We start from the raw sequence: 19,655 nt of genomic DNA on the forward strand, positions 1-19,655 counted from the left end.
TTTTTAAACTGCACTAACAAGGTCCACATATTATTGTCTATGCTTGTAGTGGCATCCCTATCCATAAAACGTTCGGAGGCATAGAAATAAGAAGACAGAAAATAGGTGTCCCAGGATCTAAGAATTTCCTTCCGGTAGATAAAGTCGAGCCCGTAGGCCAGTTCCCGATCTATATTATCTGTAATAAAGCGTAATAGTTTGCTCTCATTATCTTGAAACGTAAATAGGCTAATGGAATTTTTGTGATATCGATAAAATAGTTCAAAGGTGTAATCCTTGTTATAGGTATAGCTAAAAATAGCGGAGTTTTTAAAGGAAGGCTGCAAGTTTACATTGCCCTCCACCACGGAATTATTACTCTGAAAAACCTGAAAAGGGTTAATATCATTAAAATAGGGCCTAATGAGGCTTCTTTTAAAGTTGATACCAAATCGATGCTTTTCCCCTGGGGTATATTGCACGTACACGGTGGGAAACAATTCTAGATAATCATTTCCAATCTCCTGATTATCCAGGCTATAATCGCCCAAGGTACTAGTGTATTCTGCCCGTAACCCCGATTTAAAGGACCAGTTCTCCCATTGGGTATCTATACTGGCATAGGCGGCGTATATATTCTCATCGTAAATAAAGGTACCATCCTCCGTAGGATCTATTCCTGGCTGGTTACGGTCAAATCCCTCTTGGGCTATATGACTCTTAGAACTGGTAAGGGCGTACTTAAATCCCGACTCAAAGTATGACTTTTCCCCTAGTGGGGTGCTGTAATCTGCCTGAAAGCTAAACAAATTGGTCCGTTGCTGATTGGTGGTAGAAAAATCGTTCTCATAGACGATAGATCTAGATTCATCGTAAAAATCGTTATCTAATTCCTGATCTTTATCGTAATCATAGAACGTATAGTGGGCGTTAAGGGAAAGCTCTGCCCCTTTATCGTTCAGTTTGCTCTCATAATCCAAATAGAAGGCCGTATTTACAGAAGTAAATTCCGAATCGTTGATAGTGATAAACCCCGTAGTATTGGGATCATCGGTTTCTTGGATGATAGTTTCCGAATTTTTCCTTCCCCTATTTTGGGGCGTTAGGGCAGAAATAGATGAAAAACTGAGGGTATTGTTGGCATCGATATTATAATCCAAAAAAATACTGGCATTGTGTCTTTTGGTATGGTCTATACTTTCTAGATTGGAGGTCCATGATTCGGTAATGTTCCCATTTTCCATAAAATGCGTGATATCCGTATAATTGGCCAATCGTTTTCTTCTACTAAAGCTATAATTAACATAGGTTTCCCATTTCCCCCCTTTAAAATAATGATTGGAGCCCAGCACATGCTGTGGAAAAGTTCCTTGGGTATATCTATTAAAAACTGCACCGTTATAACCTGCCAATAAGTTTTTACTCATCACTATGTTGATCAGGGTACCTCCTTCGGCATCGTACTTGGCAGGAGGAGAAGTAATTACTTCTATAGACTTCACCCCATTGGCCGAAGTTCCATTTAATAAATTTAGGATATCCTCTGCTGGAAGGTTTACCTTCTTATCATTTATGAGAATCTGTACCCCCTTTTCCCCTTTTACGGTGATGGCATTATTCATAATGAATACCGTGGGCGTACTATTTAATGCGTCCCAGAGGCTAGATTCTGAAAGTGCCGTATTTGCTATGTTAAATACTAGTCGGTCTACCTTCTGTACCATGGTAGGCTTTTTAAAGATCACCTCAACGGCATCCAAGGCTTGGGCCTTACTGTCTACCAAAAGCTTCCCTACCTCCAAATCGGATTGAAGATCTACGGCTAAAAACTCCGATTTATTCCCCATATAACTGGCTTGCAATAAATAGGAAGCCGCAGGGATCTGTTCCAAAATAAACGCGCCATATTCATCCGATACCGAGCCCTTTACAAAAGCAGTATCCACAGCGGTATAGAGCAGTATATTGGCAAATGAAATTTCTGAATCCTCCATGTGGGTTACCGTCCCAGAAATTTTAAAATCCTGTGAGTAGAGATAGGTACTTAACAATAACAGAGGGAAAAAAAGAAGTCTAGGGGTCTTCACAAGAAACTTGATATGTTATAAAAACATTAAAGTTAGCTTTTTATTTATAGCTCGCAAGACACTGCGCAGTTTTTTGTAGTAAAAATCAACTTCCTGCCTCATGCAAACCACAAGTGGGCAAAAATATGGATTTAATACGCAATAATATTGGAATCTACCAAGTGAGAGAGTAACATTTTAATTTAAAAATCGTTGATAAAGTCTATCTTTGCCATGAGTTCCAGTCAAGGGCAGCATCTTAGCAGCAGACCTAAGGAAATGGAACTAGGAAATGCTGAGACAAATTCAGCAAATGAAAATTAGGCATAGATGAAGAACATTAGGAACTTTTGCATTATTGCACATATTGATCACGGAAAAAGTACCCTAGCGGATAGGTTGTTGGATTTTACGGGATCGGTTACCGAGCGTGAAAAACAGAACCAATTATTGGATAGTATGGACCTTGAGCGGGAACGTGGTATTACCATTAAGAGCCATGCCATACAAATGGATTACGAATACAAGGGCGAAAAATATACCCTAAACCTTATTGATACTCCTGGGCACGTAGATTTTTCGTATGAAGTATCCCGTTCCATAGCCGCTTGTGAAGGAGCCTTATTGGTTGTGGATGCTGCACAGAGCATACAGGCCCAAACCATCTCTAACCTATACTTGGCATTAGAGAACGATTTGGAGATTATTCCTGTATTAAACAAGGTAGATTTACCCAGTGCCAATCCGGAAGAAGTAACAGACGACATTGTAGAACTCCTAGGATGTAAACCCGAAGAAGTGATCCCAGCATCGGCCAAGTCCGGGTTGGGGATAGAAGATATCTTAACTGCCATTATTGAGCGAATCCCCGCACCAAAAGGAAATGTGGACGAATCCCTACAGGCATTGGTATTCGATTCTGTTTATAACCCGTTTAGAGGGGTTGAAACCTACTTTAGGGTAATTAATGGCGAAATTAAAAAAGGTCAAAAGATAAAGTTTGTTGCTACCAATAAGGATTACTATGCTGATGAGGTAGGTACCTTAAAATTGACGCAACATCCCAAACAAAGTATTAAAGCAGGTGATGTGGGATACCTCATCACCGGAATAAAGGAAGCTAGGGAAGTAAAGGTAGGAGATACCATTACCGATGCTGCCAGTCCCACTAAAAATCCCATTGAAGGATTTGAAGATGTAAAACCCATGGTGTTTGCCGGAATCTATCCCGTAGATACCGAGGATTATGAAGAACTCCGTGCTTCTATGGAGAAACTTCAGCTAAACGATGCTTCTTTGGTATTTATACCAGAAAGCAGTGCGGCCCTTGGTTTTGGATTTAGGTGTGGATTCCTAGGGATGCTCCATATGGAGATTATTCAGGAAAGATTGGAAAGGGAATTTGATATGACGGTGATTACTACCGTTCCCAACGTTAGTTATCATGCCTATACCCGCAAGGACCCAGAAGAAGCTATTATAGTTAATAACCCCTCGGACCTTCCAGACCCTTCCACTCTAGACCGTGTAGAGGAACCTTATATTAAGGCCACCATTATTACCAAGGCAGATTATGTGGGCAACGTAATGTCCCTTTGTATTGATAAAAGAGGACAGATCACCAATCAGACCTATCTAACTACGGATCGGGTAGAACTTAATTTTGATATGCCTTTGGCAGAAATCGTGTTCGATTTTTACGATAGGCTTAAGACTGTTTCAAAGGGATATGCCTCTTTTGATTATGCTCCGGTGGGAATGAGGGCATCTAAATTAGTGCGTGTAGATATCTTATTGAACGGACAGCCCGTAGATGCTTTATCTGCATTGATCCACGCTGACAGTGCCGCTACCATTGGTAAGAAAATGTGTGAAAAACTTAGAAAATTGATTCCAAGACAGCAGTTTGATATTCCTATACAGGCAGCGATCGGAGCCAAAATTATTTCTAGGGAAACCATTAAAGCCCTTAGGAAGGATGTAACCGCCAAATGTTATGGAGGGGATATTTCCAGGAAAAGAAAACTGTTGGAAAAACAGAAGAAAGGTAAAAAGCGAATGAGACAGGTAGGAAACGTAGAAATTCCACAAGAAGCATTCATGGCTGTACTTAAATTGAACGACTAAGGGATATGACTGCCACCACCTGGAAACATTATAGCTTATTGTTAGTAGGTCTATTATGTATACTGGGTTGTGGCGGCATTAAACATACCACCTCTCAAGAAGACGACTGGAAACTAATCTGGGAAGAACATTTTGACCAAGAAAATTTCTTGGATCCAGCGAAGTGGAACGTTATAGAAAGAAATACTGCAGACTGGGGCAATTATATGTCTCCACACGAAGATTGCATCCATATAAAAGACGGAAAACTCTATTTACGGGGAATTGTAAATCCCGATAGGTCACTAGATACCGTACCTTATTTAACCGGAGGCGTATCTACCAAAGGGAAATTTGCATTCCAATACGGGAAAATAGAAATAAAAGCCAAATTGGAAAGCGCCCAAGGGGCATGGCCCGCCCTATGGATGTTGGCAGACCAACCCAAATATGGGGCCTATCCAAGAAATGGGGAAATAGATATCATGGAGCGTTTAAGCTTTGAGCATAAAATCTATCAGACCATACACTCCTACTACACCTTAGAACTTAAACAAAATTCCATTCCGCCACATTCAACCACGGTGGCTGTTGATCCAGAAAAATACAATGTATATGGATTGGAATGGTTCCCAGATAAATTGGTCTTCACCCTAAACGGAAAAGAGACTTTTACCTATCCTAAATTAGCGGATGTAGATCCCAGCCAATGGCCATTTGATCAGCCATTCTATTTTATGTTGGACATGCAGCTGGGCGGAAACTGGGTGGGAGAAGTAGCTCCTGAGGACCTCCCTGTACAAATGATTATAGATTGGGTGAAAGTCTACCAATAAGTAGATGATTTCCTAAACGGGTACAACTACTTGGAAACTCCACTATAAAATACATTTAGTACGTAATCGTAGGCCATCCATAATACATTGGGAACTTACTCTTTAAGGGACGTTGCTTCTTCCCCATTGGCGCCTACATCGGCCTCCATCTTTTTTCCCAAGTATACCAACTTACTTCCCTCGGCTATATCCTCTAGTTCGGTACTAAAGGAGGAGATTATTTTTAGGTCGCCATCCACATCCTTAAAGAATAAAGGTACAATATCTTTATCTGCCTTCGTAATTTCTATTAAGGCCTGGTAGTGTTCCTTATCCTTTAACTCAATTTCATTGATAGAGGGATACCTCCTTGCGGTTTCGGTTAGCTTGATATAGTCATCCGTATGGGAAAACAAGCCTTCCTTAGGATTGTTCTCTGGGTCGTTCATCTCCTCGGAGTCTATTAGCCTAAAAGCACCCTTCTCCCCAAATTGTTTTTTAAAGGTAGCTACCGCGTACTTGTTAATGTCCGAGTTTCCGGTTATAGCCATGAGGTAGCCCATATCGCTCAACTCTATATCATCGGTAAGCGCATCGGAATATATATCGGTAACAATAGCTTCCAAGCCCAGTTTTTTGGCCTGTTCTATATTGGTCTGGTTATTATCTATCAATACCACATGCCTATTGTTCTTTTTAAGATAGCTCCCAATCAACCTAGCCACGGAAGAGGCGCCTACAAGTAGTATTCCTTCGGATTTTTCCAGAAATACCCCCAGTAATTTAGCTATGAGTCGGGCCGTAGATGCATTTAACAGCACCGTACCCAATACAATCATAAAAACCAATGGGGTTATATATTCTGCACCTGGTTCTCCGCTTAATACCAATTTGGAACCAAACAGGGAGGCGATACCTGCCGCCACAATCCCTCTGGGACCCACCCAACTTATAAATAGTTTTTCCCTAAAATTAAGATTGGAGCCCATGCTACTCAAGAAAACCCCAATGGGTCTTATCGCAAAAACTACCAAGGCAAAAAGTATCAGGGTTTTGGGAGTGTACAGCAATTGCAACTCCGATATATTCATACTGGCCGAGAGTAAAATGAACAGCATGGAAATCAATAGAATGCTTAACGATTCTTTAAAATAGAGCAACTCCTTTATATTGGGCAGGTGGGTGTTTCCCATCACCATCCCCATAATCACCACGGCAAGCAGTCCGGATTCATGCGCAAATAGTTCTGCCAACACAAAAACCGAAAGTACTACGGATAAAGACACCACATTCAACAAATAATGCGGTACATAATTTCGCTTAATCACTTGGGTTAGGGCATGAGCAAAGGTAAATCCGAAGGTGAATCCCATCAGCAACACTTTAACAAACTCTAACAACCCTGTAGTAGTATATCCCTGTCCTTCCCCAATACGTATAAACTCAAACACTAGGACCGCTACCAAGGCTCCTATAGGGTCTATAAGGATACCTTCCCATTTAAGGATGGCCGATAAATCTTTTTTTAAGGGAATATTTCTTAGAATGGGACTAATAACCGTAGGTCCCGTAACAATGATCAGTGCAGAAAATAAAAATGAAATTTGCCAGGAAAGGTTAAACACAAAGTGTGCTGCCGCACCCGCCAAAAAAAAGGTGACGATGCTGCCAACCGTAATCAGCTTGGTAATCACCGGTCCTACTCTGGATATTTCGGATCGCTTAAGGGTAAGTCCGCCTTCAAAAAGTATCACTCCAATGGCCAGGGAAACAAAGTGATAGAGGCTTTCCCCTAAAAACAAGCCCTGCTTTTCATTCCAGATAGGTCTAATTAATTTGGTGCCATCCACCGTAAACAAGGTGGCAATGGGCCCTACCAATAAACCAATAAGAATGAGAGGCAATATGGCCGGTAATTTAAATCGCCATGCCACCCATTGTGCCAGTATACCAAGAACAACTATTCCTGCAAGTTCTACCATATAATATTTTAGGACAAGATAAGTTTTCTTACATAGAAATATAAAATAAAACAGAAAAAACCTTATCTTCACTAGCATCCCCTTATTGATAAAGATCCATTTGCAAAGCCAATATGGGTAAATGGATTCCGTTGGACAATCCTAACATATTATAGGGTTTCTTTGCCAATTAGCAATATTTAAGTATTTTTCCGACCTACTTTTCAAATCTAGTATCCTATGGCAGAACTGCAAATATTAAATCTTCTACTTGTTTTACTTGCTGCCTGGGCAGGCGGTATGGTAGCTAAACGAGTAGGGTTTCCTCCCATTCTTGGCGAACTTCTAATCGGTATAGTACTTGGTCCGGCGCTATTGGGCCTATTGGAAACCTCTGCAGCTCTAGACACCTTGGCCGAAGTGGGTATCATCTTTCTCATGGCCTATATAGGAATGGAAATCAATTTTAAAGATTTAGGAAAAGCCTCATGGGCAGGCCTACTTGCAGCTATAGGGGGCTTTGTGGTTCCCTTTGTATTGGGATACTATACCATCATTATTTTTGATGGCACCCAAATTGCCGCCCTATTTGTGGGTATTGCAGTAGGGGTAACCTCCCTAGCTACCAAAAGTAGAATTTTAGTAGATTTAAAATTACTAGACACCCGTATTGCCTATGTTCTTATGGCCGGAGCCCTAATATCGGATACTTTGGCATTGGTAATATTTGCCGGAATCATCGGTTTTGTAGACGTGGGTAGTGTAGATGCAGCCGGATTGAGCTGGGTGGCCGGAAAGGCTATCCTCTTCTTTGCAGCCGCGGTCATTATCGGTATTTATATGTTTCCGCTTATCGGCAAGGCATTGTCCAAATTTAAGACGATAAGCCGCACCTTTCATTTTACCATAATGGTGCTTATTGTCCTGTTGTTTTCAGAATTGGCAGAAATTGCCGGACTCCACGGGATTTTAGGAGCATTTATGGCCGGACTCTTCATTAGGGATGGGGTATTTCCCCGTCAGGTTTTTAAAGAAGTTACCGGGGTATTTCACGACATGTCTATAGGTTTTCTAGCTCCTATTTTCTTTGTCACCGCCGGATTCCATGTTAGCTTGGAAGTCTTCCAAACAGATCTTGCCCTTTTAATTTTAATCATTGTAGGTGCCGTAGTCGGAAAAATTGTAGGTACTGCTTTATTCTATCTTCCTAGTGGCCATGGATGGCGCGAAGGTATTACCATAGGTACTGGGATGAATGGAAGAGGGGCTGTAGAAATTATTATAGCGGGCATTGGATTGCAAATGGGAATCATCACTACCGAAATATTTTCCATCTTGGTATTTATGGCTATTTCCACCACGCTTACCGTCCCTTTATTCCTTACCTGGACTACCAATTGGTTGCGAAAAAGAGGGGAGTTGGTAAAGCAAGATTCAAGAAAGGGGTACCTTATTCTGGGTGCAAACCCCTTAGGGCGCTATATGGCATCCCAACTGAAGGAACACCAGGAAGTGGTCTTGATAGACTCTAATAAAGACCTCGTAAATGAGGCCAAGGAAATGGGGATGAATGCCATTTACGGCAATGCCTTAAAAGAAGACACTTTTGAACTGGCCAATGCCCAGGATAAAAACACCTTTATTGCGCTCACGGGAAATAGCGAAATCAATATGCTTGCCACCCAGTTGGCTCATAATTCCTTCTATATCCCCAATAAGGTGGTTTTGATCTCTCCAGATGAAAACGCTGCAGGCTTAAATTTACTGGACCCTATGGATGCCTCTTCCCTGTTTGCAAGTAAAACAGATTTGACCCCTTGGGCCTATAAAATTTCTGCCAATGAATTTAAGGAGCAAATAGTAAAGGCAGAGGAAGATAGCACTACTAGGGAATGGGTAAAAAAATACGGTAAAAATAAGGACATCCTTCCTATTCTTATTATGGACGAACAGGGTCATAAACGTCCCTTCCATTTTAAGGAAAATATTAGTGTGAATGAGAAGATTATTTATTTGGAATAGTAGGAGTTACCGCTAATTCTATAAATTGAAATGTTAAATAACCACTAATAAAATAGGGTTTATAACATTATACCTACTCCTTTTGTTATTTTGCACGTACTAATCTTTTTCGATGAGACTATACCCCATAGAAACAGGAAATTTTAAGTTGGATGGTGGGGCCATGTTCGGTGTTGTGCCCAAATCGATTTGGAACAGGACCAATCCCGCCGACGCCAATAATATGATCGATCTTGCTGCCCGATGCCTCTTGATCGAAAATGGCGATCGATTAATTCTAATCGATAACGGAATGGGCAATAAACAATCCGAAAAATTTTTCAGTTACTATTATCAATGGGGCGACCATTCCTTGGACCGTTCCCTTAAAAAGCATGGCTTTCATCGGGACGATATTACCGATGTATTCTTAACCCACCTGCATTTTGACCATTGTGGGGGGAGTATTCAATGGAATAAGGACAGAACAGGCTACGAACCCGCCTTTAAGAATGCACATTTCTGGACCAATGAAGCCCACTGGGAATGGGCAACTAAACCCAATGCTAGGGAAAAGGCTTCGTTTTTAACAGAAAACCTTTTGCCCATGCAAGAAAGTGGGCAGTTGCGGTTTATAAGTAGGAATGGGACCGATTTTGTTGAAAAATCGGAACTAGATTTTGGAATCTTATTTGTAGACGGTCATACGGAGAAACAAATGTTACCCCATATCACCTACCAAGGCAAGACCTTGGTCTTTGTTGCAGACCTCATCCCTACGGTAGGTCACATTCCCCTTCCCTATGTGATGGGATACGATACCCGCCCTTTAGTAACCCTTTCCGAAAAAGCTCATTTTTTGGAAACCGCGGTAAAAAATGACCATTACTTGTTTATGGAACACGACGCCCATAATCAAATTTGCACCTTAAAGACCACGGAGAGAGGAGTGCGCTTAAACGAAATACATACCTTTGACCAGCTTTTTAAATAATATGAATCAAGCCAACCTCCTTGCCTTCACCTGTTTTTTAATAATTGTAGGCTGTAGTCCAGCAAAAAAATATAGCACCGACTTTACGGAAGAATACGTATTTACCAAGGGAATAGAAGGTCCGGCCGTAAACGCACAGGGAGCCTTGTTTGCCGTTAATTATGAGGAAGAAGGAACCATTGGGGTGGTAGACCCGCAGGGAAAAGGAAAAATTTACCTTAGGTTGCCCAAAGGAAGCATTGGAAACGGCATACGTTTTAATGCCCAAGGAGATATGTTTATTGCAGATTATATGGGCCATAAGGTCTATAGGGTTAAAAAAGGAAGCAACCTACCAGAGGTATGGGTACAAGACTCCACCTTTAATCAGCCTAATGACCTGGCCATTGCCCCTAATAACACCCTGTATTTAAGCGATCCCAATTGGGCAGAAGGCAGTGGGAGAATTTGGATGGTAGCCCCTAACGGGAAATTGAAGCTTTTGGAAGATAATATGGGGACCACCAATGGAATAGAAGTGAGTCCCGATGGCCGCAAGCTGTATGTGAACGAATCCGTACAGCGCAAGGTCTGGGAATACCGCATTAATGCCGATGGCAGCGTACACAAAAAGAAGGAATTGATCTCTTTTGAAGACGAGGGCCTAGACGGGATGCGATGCGATAATAAGGGAAATTTATACATTACCCGTTATGGGAAAGGTACCGTGGTAGTGGTAAACAAAAACGGAAAAATAATATCGGAAGTCCAACTGAAAGGGAAAAAACCCTCTAACCTCGCTTTTGGTGGCAAAGATGGTAAAACCTGTTTTGTTACCATGGCAGATCGTGGCAGTATAGAAACCTTTCGTGCGGATTATCCGGGCAGATCTTTCAACAAAATTTTATAATTTAATTTAACTACAAACAATGATGAACGTAAACAAATCCTTGCTGGCCATCATGGCCTCTGCACTTCTTTTTAGTTGTGGTGGAACCGCCCTGGTTTCTACCCCAATTGAGAATATAGACACCCTTCCCTTAAAAACCTCGGAACTTACCGAGGCTGAGAAAAAAAACTGGGGCCACTTAGACCTGCTTACCGATACCATCCCGGGAATGAGCGTGGATAAGGCCTATTCCGAAATTATTAAAAATAGAAAAGGTAAAACTGTAGTAGTTGCCGTGTTGGATGCTGGTATGGACCTTGCCCATGAAGACCTTAAAAATGTACTTTGGGTAAACGAAAAGGAGATTCCCGGAAATAATATAGACGATGACAATAACGGATACGTAGACGATATCCATGGCTATAACTTTTTGGGCGATTCCTATAACGAACAGCTAGAAAAGACGAGGATTGTTGCCCTAGGTTTAGGGGATGAAGAACTACAGCAAAGAGCCAAGAAAGAATTGGAGAAAGATACAGAAAAGGCCCTGAGCAACAAACAGCGTTATGAGCAGCTTTACCAGGCGGTAAAAAATGCCGATACTGAAGTAAAAACCTTCTTGGGTAAAGATTCCTATACCAAGGAAGACCTGGCTGCCATAGATACGGAAAATGAGAACATGATTGGCAACGTGGGGATCCTAACCCAGATGCTGAGCATTAAAGATTCTATTTCCGAGGTGTTGGAGGAATTAAACAGAGGAATTACCTATTTCGCAGAACAACTTAATTACCACTACAATGTGGATTTTAACGGAAGGGAAATTGTAGGGGACGATCCCTATGACATTAACGATACCAACTACGGAGACGGTAATCCGCAAAACCGCGTAGAAGATGAGAGTCACGGTACCCATGTTGCCGGGATAATTGCCGCTCAAAGAAATAATGGCCTTGGTGCAAACGGTGTTGCAAATAACGTAAAGCTTATGAGTATCCGTGCCGTCCCAAACGGAGACGAATACGATAAGGATATTGCCCTAGGCATCCGTTACGCAGTAGACAACGGTGCTAGAATTATTAATGGTAGCTTCGGAAAAGCCTATTCTCCCAATGCAGAATGGGTATACGATGCCATTAAATACGCTGCCGAGCACGATGTACTTTTTGTACATGCCGCAGGAAATTCTAGCCAAGACCTGGACGATCCCAACAACCCCAATTTCCCCAACGACCAAATTAACAACGGGCCAGAAATTGCCGATAATGTTATTACGGTAGGAGCATTGACTAGTAAGTATGGTTCGGAAATGATAGCTTCCTTCTCTAACTATGGAGCTATAAATGTAGACGTGTTTGCCCCAGGAAGCGCTATTTATTCTACCATGCCAGGTAACGAATATGAATTTCAAGGGGGTACTTCTATGGCAGCGCCTGCCGTTGCCGGTGTAGCAGCGCTTATTATGTCTTATTACCCAGATTTATCGGCCGCACAGGTAAAGAAAATAATAATGCAGTCTGGACTTCCCTCCAACTTACAAGTAATTGTAGGAGGCGATGCAGATAAACCAAAGCATTTTAAAGATATCTCCAAATCCGGAAAAATGGTAAATGCCTATAATGCCCTAATTATGGCCGAGGCCGTTTCTAAAGGAAAAATTAAACTATAATAAAAATGAAAAAAAGTAAAGGATTTTTAATTGGATTGTTCGTTGCGCTCTGTGGGCTAACATCTACATTAGAGGCCCAAGGCAACAATGCCTATTGGCAACAACATGTAGATTATACCATGGACGTAACCATGGATGTTAAAAATTATCAATATACAGGAACCCAAAAATTGGTGTATACCAATAATTCCCCGGACGAGTTAACACGGGTATTTTATCACCTCTATTTCAATGCCTTTCAACCTGGTAGCGAAATGGATGTTCGCTTACAAACTATCCCTGATCCAGACCGTAGAATGATGAACGAAGGGGTAAGTAGAATTGCAACCCTAAGTCCGGAAGAAATTGGTTACTTACGTGTTAGCCAACTTAGTCAGGATGGCCAACCCGTAAAATACACAGAAGAGGGAACCATCTTGGTGGTAGAACTAAACCAACCCATCCCAGCTGGCGGTAAAACTACTTTTGATATGGTCTTTGAGGGGCAGGTACCCCAACAAATTAGACGTAGTGGTAGAAATAGTAAGGAAGGGGTAGCCCTTTCTATGACGCAGTGGTATCCTAAAATGGTAGAATACGATTTTGAGGGCTGGCATGCAACCCCGTACATAGCCCGTGAATTTCATGGGGTGTGGGGCGATTATGATGTAAAGCTTACCCTGGATAAAAAGTATACCGTTGGCGCTACCGGCTACCTACAAAATGCCCAGGAAATAGGGCATGGATACGAGGCTCCAGGAACAAAAGTGAAAAGGCAAAGGGGAAAAACCCTTACCTGGCATTTTAAAGCGCCTATGGTGCACGACTTCTTCTGGGGGGCAGATCCGGACTATATCCACGATGTGCTACGGATGGAAGACGGACCTACCTTGCATTTCCTTTACAAGGACAACAAGGACATTTTGGAGAACTGGAAAAACCTTCAGTCTAAAACAGCCGAAGCTATGGAGTTCCTAAGCAGGAACATTGGGGAATATCCCTATGAGCAATACTCCGTAATACAAGGGGGAGACGGCGGAATGGAATATGCCATGGGTACCCTTATTACCGGGGAAAGATCCTTTGGTAGCCTGGTGGGCGTAATGGTCCACGAGCTGGCCCACGCATGGTTTCAGCACGTATTGGCTACTAATGAGACCAAGCACGAGTGGATGGATGAAGGCTTTACTTCCTTTATTTCCAGTTTGTGTATGAACCAGATTATGGATCAGAACAAGGAAAATCCTTTTGAAGGATCTTATAACAGCTACTATAGGCTGATAGAATCTGGAATGGAAGAACCACAGACCACCCACGCAGATCGTTATGATCTCAATTTTGCATATAGTGTTGCTGCCTATAGCAAAGGCGCTATTTTCCTTTCCCAATTGGGCTATGTAATAGGGCAGGATAAGCTGATGGAAACCTTAAGGAAATACTATGAGGATTTTAAGTTTACCCACCCCACACCCAACGATTTCATCAGGACTGCAGAAAAAGTGTCCAAGATGGAATTAAACTGGTACCTATCGGACTGGACCCAGACTACCAAAACCATCGATTATGGTATTAAAGAAGTAGTAGCAGAAGGGGATAAGACAAAGATTAGTTTAGAGCGTATTGGTTCCATGCCCATGCCTATAGATATTTTTGTTATCTACAAGGACGGGACCCAAGAAACGTATTATGCTCCGCTTAGGATGATGTACGGCGGGAAGGATAATCCTTATCCTGGCCTTGAAAGAACCGTATTACCAAACTGGGCCTGGGCATACCCAACCTATAGTTTTGAGCTTAACAAGCCTTTAGATAGCGTTAAGGCCATTGTTATAGATCCTTCCCAGTTGATGGCAGACGTCGATTTGGAAAATAATTTTTGGCAGGCTTCAGAATAAAACAGTTTAACCAAATGGATAAATCCGTTTAACATGGGCCCAAAAGCTTGTGTTAAACGGATTTTTCTTTTTAGTACCACCAGGTAGCTTGGTACATCTTGTTCTTAGCGGTGGACTCCCTACTGATCATTAAAATTTCATTTTTATTGAGTACCCTATTCCGATATCCCAACAGATGGAAAAATGGCTTTGCTAAAAATCGGGCAGCCTTTTTATTGACCAATAAAATGCCCTTATTTTTATCTGCCCAGGATAGTCCGGGTAATAGGGGCAACAGGGCACTCATCTTTATTTTTCTCAATACGGCAGATAACCACAAGGCCAGGGAAGGGATTTTTCTAATTAGAAAAAAACCATCCTCTCCCTGCTTTTGATACAGCGGCATAAATACCCGTGCCTGTTTTTTTGCCAATATAGATTCATGATTGTGTTGGGCCAATAAACTTCCTTTATTGACTAGATCGAAACTCCTGAATCCGGGTTCCATGGTAAATTGGTCCCTTTTTTCAAGGCCGTGTTTATAGAAAATCTCATAAAAGTTGGAATCATTACCGCCCGATTCTTGAAGTTTTGTCTTGTATTCCTCAAAATCGGTAATGGAATCTTTTAAAAGAGCGCCGCCGTATACCAGGGCCAACCACATAAAAGCAACGCTTTTCTCCACGGCTTCTTTGGCTAGGTGTTGACCAGACTCAAACCCTACCGAGAGATACCCTTTTTGGTTGATATAACTAAGTAAGGGACCTTCTAAATACTCCTCTATCCCCAACACTATGGGCACGGGAAAAAGCCTTGCAAATTTTCGGTTAATCAAAGCATCGTTTATAGTGATAAAAGGAGGAGTCTCACTAGAGGTGGTATGAAAATCAATAAAATAAAATGGACCCGGTTCTGTATCCAGAATGGTCTTCAAAACATGGGATATGGCTAGCAATTCCCTTTCTTCCCTAAGAAGTTGATCTTCCGATTTGTTGAAGATTTCTTCCATTCTTTTTTCAGTCCATAATCGGTTTAGATCATGATCTATAAATCTTTTACCCAACTTAAGTGCCATCACATTGCCACGGATTCCATAAATAGACCCCTTAAGGGGCATAATTTCTTTCTTCAATTTTTGGAAAACTTCTTCTATGGCCTTTTCCCCAGAAGGTTCGTTCCCATGAATTCCGCCAAAGAACACCATAGTAGGCCCCTTATCACCTCCTTTTAAATGGCCTATGAGTCGGCCATCCCCCAAGGCTTCTGGTTTTTTCATCATAAATCCCTGCTTGTAATGATCCCAACCAGCTTCTTACCATGTACCACTGGTAGGCAATTAATGGCTTTACTTTCCATTAATTCCTTGGCCCTGTCTAGGCTTTCGTCTTGACGTATGGTATGTAGTTCCGTTTTCATCCTTTCCGATACCCGGCCATCAAACTTATCGGGCTCTTTTAAATACGCCTTAAGATCGGTCCATGTTAACAATCCAACCAAATCCAAATCATCATTTAATATGGGAACATGATGAATATTTTTCCACTGCATCATTTTCAATACCAAGGCTGTACTATCACTATCCTGGGCGGTAATGGTTCGCACACTCATCCGATGGTAGACCTTCCTGTTATCTGTGTCCAATATAGAAACATCTCCTCTGGGCAACTGCCATCCGTCCACGGAATATCCCTTTTGCTGCCCCTCATACATCTTGGCTGTCAATAGGACCAAAACATCGGGAATCTTAAACTCCTTTCTCAGATGTCTATAGCTAAGCACCGTCCAACGAGCACCATTATGGGTGGCAATCCGCTTTTCAATAATTTTTAAATAATGTTCCACATCTTCTGCTGCCACCCCTAATTTATACAGTCCCCTATAAGCCATAGGAATTAGAAGATCTAACAGCAACCGTTGACTGGGGATTAGTTGTCCCTCCCAATAAAATTGTGCCGCCATCCCGTATCTCGCAGCATGGAAAAAATTTCCCTTTACCTCCTTAAAATCCATCTTGGTATGGAGAGCATTATACTTTTTGGGTCTGCCCATCATTACCCCCACCCAAAGCATCATATTGGCAATCTCATCTTCGGTAGTGGGACCAGCGGGCAGGTACCTATTTTCAATTCTAATATGGGGTTTGCCATTGGTAACACCATAACAGACGCGGTTCCAGGTGTACACCGTCCCATTATGAAGCGCCAATGCCTTTAGTTTTGGTATCCTTCCTTGTTCCAAATCTTTTAAACTATCTATCTCTTCTGTTGTAGAAAAAAGACTTCTAAATCCGGAAATAGATTCCTTAAAATAATCTACGACACTTCCTCTTGCCCATTTATTCCCAAAATGGACCCTAGATTCACTTTCATTTAAAAGGAAATTACTGGCCCGCGTATCCACACTCTGAGTAAATAGGGCAATTCTGGTCTCTTCCCATAATTCCTTTCCAAACAGCATGGGAGAATTGGTACAAATAGATAAAATGGGCCCTGCAATGGCCTGGGACCAGTTGTAGGTATCTTCAAAGTCGTAGGGGTCTATCTGCAAGTGCGTTTGAAAACTGGTGTTACAACCTTCAAACAAAACAGAATCGTGACGTATATTTAGCTCGTCTACCCCCTTTATATGAAATTCCAAATCGTGGTTTCTAATTTCCGTAATCACCTCGTTCAAAATCTGATAACGGGTAATAGGGGTCATATAGTCCATATCTAAATGACGTTTGGAAATGGTAGGCAAAATGCCACAAAGGATAATTTTAACCGCCTGTTCCCCAGCCGCCTTATCGGCTTTTTCCAATAGGCGATTCAATTGATGGTGCATTTGGGAAAAACATTTTCCGGATAGGGGAAGGGGATCCAAATTAATCTCCAAGTTATAAAGGGCTAATTCATGGGTGAAATGGGAATCGCTAATTGCTTCAAGTATTTCCGACGCCTTATTGGAAGGCTGCCAGCAGGCATCTACCAAACAAAATTCCTGTTCGGCACCGATCCTTATAGGACTAAGCTCAAACATTTTGTGTTCCAAAACATGTTCTAAGGCCCTAATATCCCCTAATAACTGCTTAATATATCTTGCCTTGTGAGGGTTGTTCCTCAATTTTTCAACTTGTAAATTTCCCATACCTCATACTTGGTTCGCTAGTTAAAATGATACCCTAAGGTAATAGCTAGGGAGATTGTGAACTATGATGCTGGTCATATCCCATATCTGTGCTTTTTATTTTACTTTTACAGCAGCATGACCTATAAATTCCCAAAAAAAGAAAAGTTAAAAAGCAAAAAGCTCATAGATCAGTTATTTGCTGAAGGATCGTCCGTTACCCATTACCCCATTAGACTGATCTACCTAGAGACGCGGTTTAAGGACCAGCCACGCTATAAGGTAGGGGTCACGGCTTCCAAAAGAAATTTTAAGAGTGCCATAAAGAGAAATCGAATAAAAAGATTGATGCGGGAGGGGTACCGACTTAATAAACAGCTACTTTTTAACAACAACGAAAAGCAGTTTGCGTTTATGTTTTTATATCTTGGGAAAGAGATGCCCACACAGGCAAAAATATCGGACACTATGATCCGATTGATGAAGACCTTCAATGCAAAAAATGCCCCAAAAGAGATACAATAAGCACCTCAGAAAACTTATGGCAAATACGAAGGGAAAACTGCTTATTACATAGGACCGTTAAAAAATAATAAACATCTTGATATGAAAAGGATATTGCTAAAACGAATGTTAGTTCCAGTTCTTGCAATTGCTTTTTTAATTGCTGGAAGTAGCTTTAAGAGCGATTTTTTTGAAATTGCCAAACAGATAGAGATTTTCACCACCCTGTTCAAGGAACTAAATATGAACTATGTGGATGAGACCAACCCTGCAGAACTGATGGATACCGCCATTAAGAACATGCTGGGAGAACTAGATCCCTACACCACATTTTTGAATGAACAGGATGTAGAAACTTTTAAAATAAACAATCAGGGAAAATATTCCGGCATTGGCGCATCGGTCCGAAGTTTTAAAGACAAAATACTCATTGTAGAACCCTACCAAAATTATCCAGCGGATAAAGCCGGACTCAAGGCAGGGGACGAAATTATTAAGATTGGGGACCTTTCCATTTCCGAAATTCAGGACAGTGCAGACGAACTCCTAAAAGGGGCCAAAAATACCGGTGTAACGGTTACCTATCTTAGGCAAGGAGAAACTAGGACCACCACCATTAACCGAGAAGCCATAGAAGTAGATGCCGTACCGTTTTATAAAATGATTAATGATGATACGGGGTACATTGTGCTGTCCAAGTTCAACAAAAAAGCCACGGCACAGACTAAAGAAGCTTTGTTGGATCTTAAAGTGAAGGGTGCCAAGAAGATTGTGTTGGATTTAAGGGATAATCCGGGAGGATTATTGTCTGAAGCCATTAATATCACCAACCTGTTTATACCTAAGGGAGAATTGGTGGTGACTACCAAATCCAAGGTAAAAAAGTTTAACAGGGAGTACAAAACCCCCAAGCAACCGGTAGATACGGAAATTCCCCTAGTAGTATTAGTAAACGGCAGGAGTGCCTCTGCCAGTGAAATAGTAGCCGGAAGTCTTCAAGATTTAGATAGGGCCGTTATTATTGGGGCCAGAAGTTTTGGAAAAGGCTTGGTACAACGCCCATTAAAACTAAGCTATGGCACTCAATTAAAGGTCACTATCTCTAGATACTACACCGCTTCGGGCAGGTGTATCCAATCCTTGGATTACAATAATCGGGATGAGGATGGGAATGCTCTTAAGAATACCCGCTTCCAAGATTTTACCACCAAAAATGGAAGAAAGGTACAAGATGGAGGGGGCATTCTGCCAGATATCGAAATCGCCACCGCAAAAACAAATGCCTATACCCAAGCCTTGATGGAAGATCAACTTATTTTTGATTTTGCCACCGATTATTATTATAAAAATCAACTAAACAGCAGTGCGAATTTCAACTTTGGAGACAATGAGTACCAACAGTTTAAGGCCTATGTATCCAATAGTAATTTTAGCTTTGAAACCAAGTCAGAAAAAGCTTTAAAGGAAGTAATGGGGAGCGAGGGGAGTGCCCTGTACGGAACCCAAGTAACCGAACAATACAAATCCCTATTACTGGCCATGAATAAAGATAAGACTGCAGCCTTGGACAAGTATAGAACAGAGATTCAAAAGAATTTGGAGGACGAAATCTTAAAAAGATATTTTTATAGAGATGGCCTATACCAATACCACCTAGTCCATGACGAAGCTATCCAAACCGCAACGGCACTGCTAAAAGATGAAGCAACGTATAGGGGCATTCTAAAATAGAAA

General features: G+C 41.6%; 13 protein-coding genes. 9 read left to right on the forward strand and 4 right to left on the reverse strand.

Going from position 1 to position 19,655, the window contains the following annotated elements:
- On the reverse strand, positions 1-2,066 hold a 2,066-nt coding region (locus tag F1E73_RS07305; protein WP_150451537.1), incomplete at its 3' end, for an outer membrane beta-barrel family protein.
- Positions 2,067-2,375: 309 nt separating this feature from the next.
- On the opposite strand from F1E73_RS07305, the gene lepA reads away from it, so the two are divergent.
- Complete coding sequence (lepA, locus tag F1E73_RS07310; RefSeq protein ID WP_086475619.1) at positions 2,376-4,172, forward strand: translation elongation factor 4; 1,797 nt, start codon at positions 2,376-2,378, stop codon at positions 4,170-4,172.
- A 5-nt stretch (positions 4,173-4,177) separates the two neighbouring features.
- Positions 4,178-4,987 (forward strand): glycoside hydrolase family 16 protein, encoded by an 810-nt coding sequence (locus F1E73_RS07315; protein WP_086475618.1) that lies wholly within the window; start codon positions 4,178-4,180, stop codon positions 4,985-4,987.
- Between the two features lie 95 nt (positions 4,988-5,082).
- Here F1E73_RS07315 and F1E73_RS07320 read toward each other — a convergent pair whose 3' ends face one another.
- On the reverse strand, positions 5,083-6,948 hold the full coding sequence (locus F1E73_RS07320) for a cation:proton antiporter (protein WP_150451538.1): 1,866 nt from the start codon (positions 6,946-6,948) through the stop codon (positions 5,083-5,085).
- A 219-nt stretch (positions 6,949-7,167) separates the two neighbouring features.
- On the opposite strand from F1E73_RS07320, the gene F1E73_RS07325 reads away from it, so the two are divergent.
- From F1E73_RS07325 to F1E73_RS07345, 5 genes are all read left to right on the forward strand, one after another.
- Entirely contained in the window at positions 7,168-8,949 is a 1,782-nt protein-coding gene (locus F1E73_RS07325; protein ID WP_086475617.1) for a monovalent cation:proton antiporter family protein, read from the forward strand.
- A gap of 112 nt (positions 8,950-9,061) precedes the next feature.
- Positions 9,062-9,922: an MBL fold metallo-hydrolase gene (locus F1E73_RS07330; protein ID WP_150451539.1), complete on the forward strand. Its 861-nt coding sequence runs from the start codon at positions 9,062-9,064 to the stop codon at positions 9,920-9,922.
- Position 9,923: 1 nt separating this feature from the next.
- Entirely contained in the window at positions 9,924-10,811 is an 888-nt protein-coding gene (locus tag F1E73_RS07335; protein WP_150451540.1) for an SMP-30/gluconolactonase/LRE family protein, read from the forward strand.
- A gap of 22 nt (positions 10,812-10,833) precedes the next feature.
- The gene (locus F1E73_RS07340) at positions 10,834-12,459 is read left to right on the forward strand and encodes a S8 family peptidase (protein WP_150451556.1); all 1,626 of its coding nucleotides are present in this window, start codon (positions 10,834-10,836) and stop codon (positions 12,457-12,459) included.
- A 5-nt stretch (positions 12,460-12,464) separates the two neighbouring features.
- Positions 12,465-14,333: a M1 family metallopeptidase gene (locus tag F1E73_RS07345; RefSeq protein WP_140157697.1), complete on the forward strand. Its 1,869-nt coding sequence runs from the start codon at positions 12,465-12,467 to the stop codon at positions 14,331-14,333.
- Positions 14,334-14,403: 70 nt separating this feature from the next.
- Here F1E73_RS07345 and F1E73_RS07350 read toward each other — a convergent pair whose 3' ends face one another.
- Both F1E73_RS07350 and F1E73_RS07355 read right to left on the reverse strand, forming a co-directional pair.
- Positions 14,404-15,591: a M14 family metallopeptidase gene (locus F1E73_RS07350; RefSeq protein ID WP_150451541.1), complete on the reverse strand. Its 1,188-nt coding sequence runs from the start codon at positions 15,589-15,591 to the stop codon at positions 14,404-14,406.
- On the reverse strand, positions 15,588-17,438 hold the full coding sequence (locus F1E73_RS07355; RefSeq protein WP_150451542.1) for a CBS domain-containing protein: 1,851 nt from the start codon (positions 17,436-17,438) through the stop codon (positions 15,588-15,590). Before F1E73_RS07355 ends, F1E73_RS07350 begins: the two co-directional genes overlap by 4 nt.
- Before the next feature lie 117 nt (positions 17,439-17,555).
- Here F1E73_RS07355 and rnpA point away from each other — a divergent pair, with 117 nt between their 5' ends.
- Together rnpA and F1E73_RS07365 are read left to right on the forward strand one after the other, a co-directional pair.
- Complete coding sequence (gene rnpA, locus F1E73_RS07360) at positions 17,556-17,942, forward strand: ribonuclease P protein component (RefSeq protein WP_150451543.1); 387 nt, start codon at positions 17,556-17,558, stop codon at positions 17,940-17,942.
- 81 nt (positions 17,943-18,023) lie between these two features.
- The gene (locus F1E73_RS07365; protein WP_086475610.1) at positions 18,024-19,652 is read left to right on the forward strand and encodes a S41 family peptidase; all 1,629 of its coding nucleotides are present in this window, start codon (positions 18,024-18,026) and stop codon (positions 19,650-19,652) included.
- Positions 19,653-19,655: the final 3 nt, after the last annotated feature.

Origin of the sequence: Arenibacter lacus (assembly GCF_008711145.1) — a bacterium.
Lineage (GTDB): Bacteria > Bacteroidota > Bacteroidia > Flavobacteriales > Flavobacteriaceae > Arenibacter > Arenibacter amylolyticus.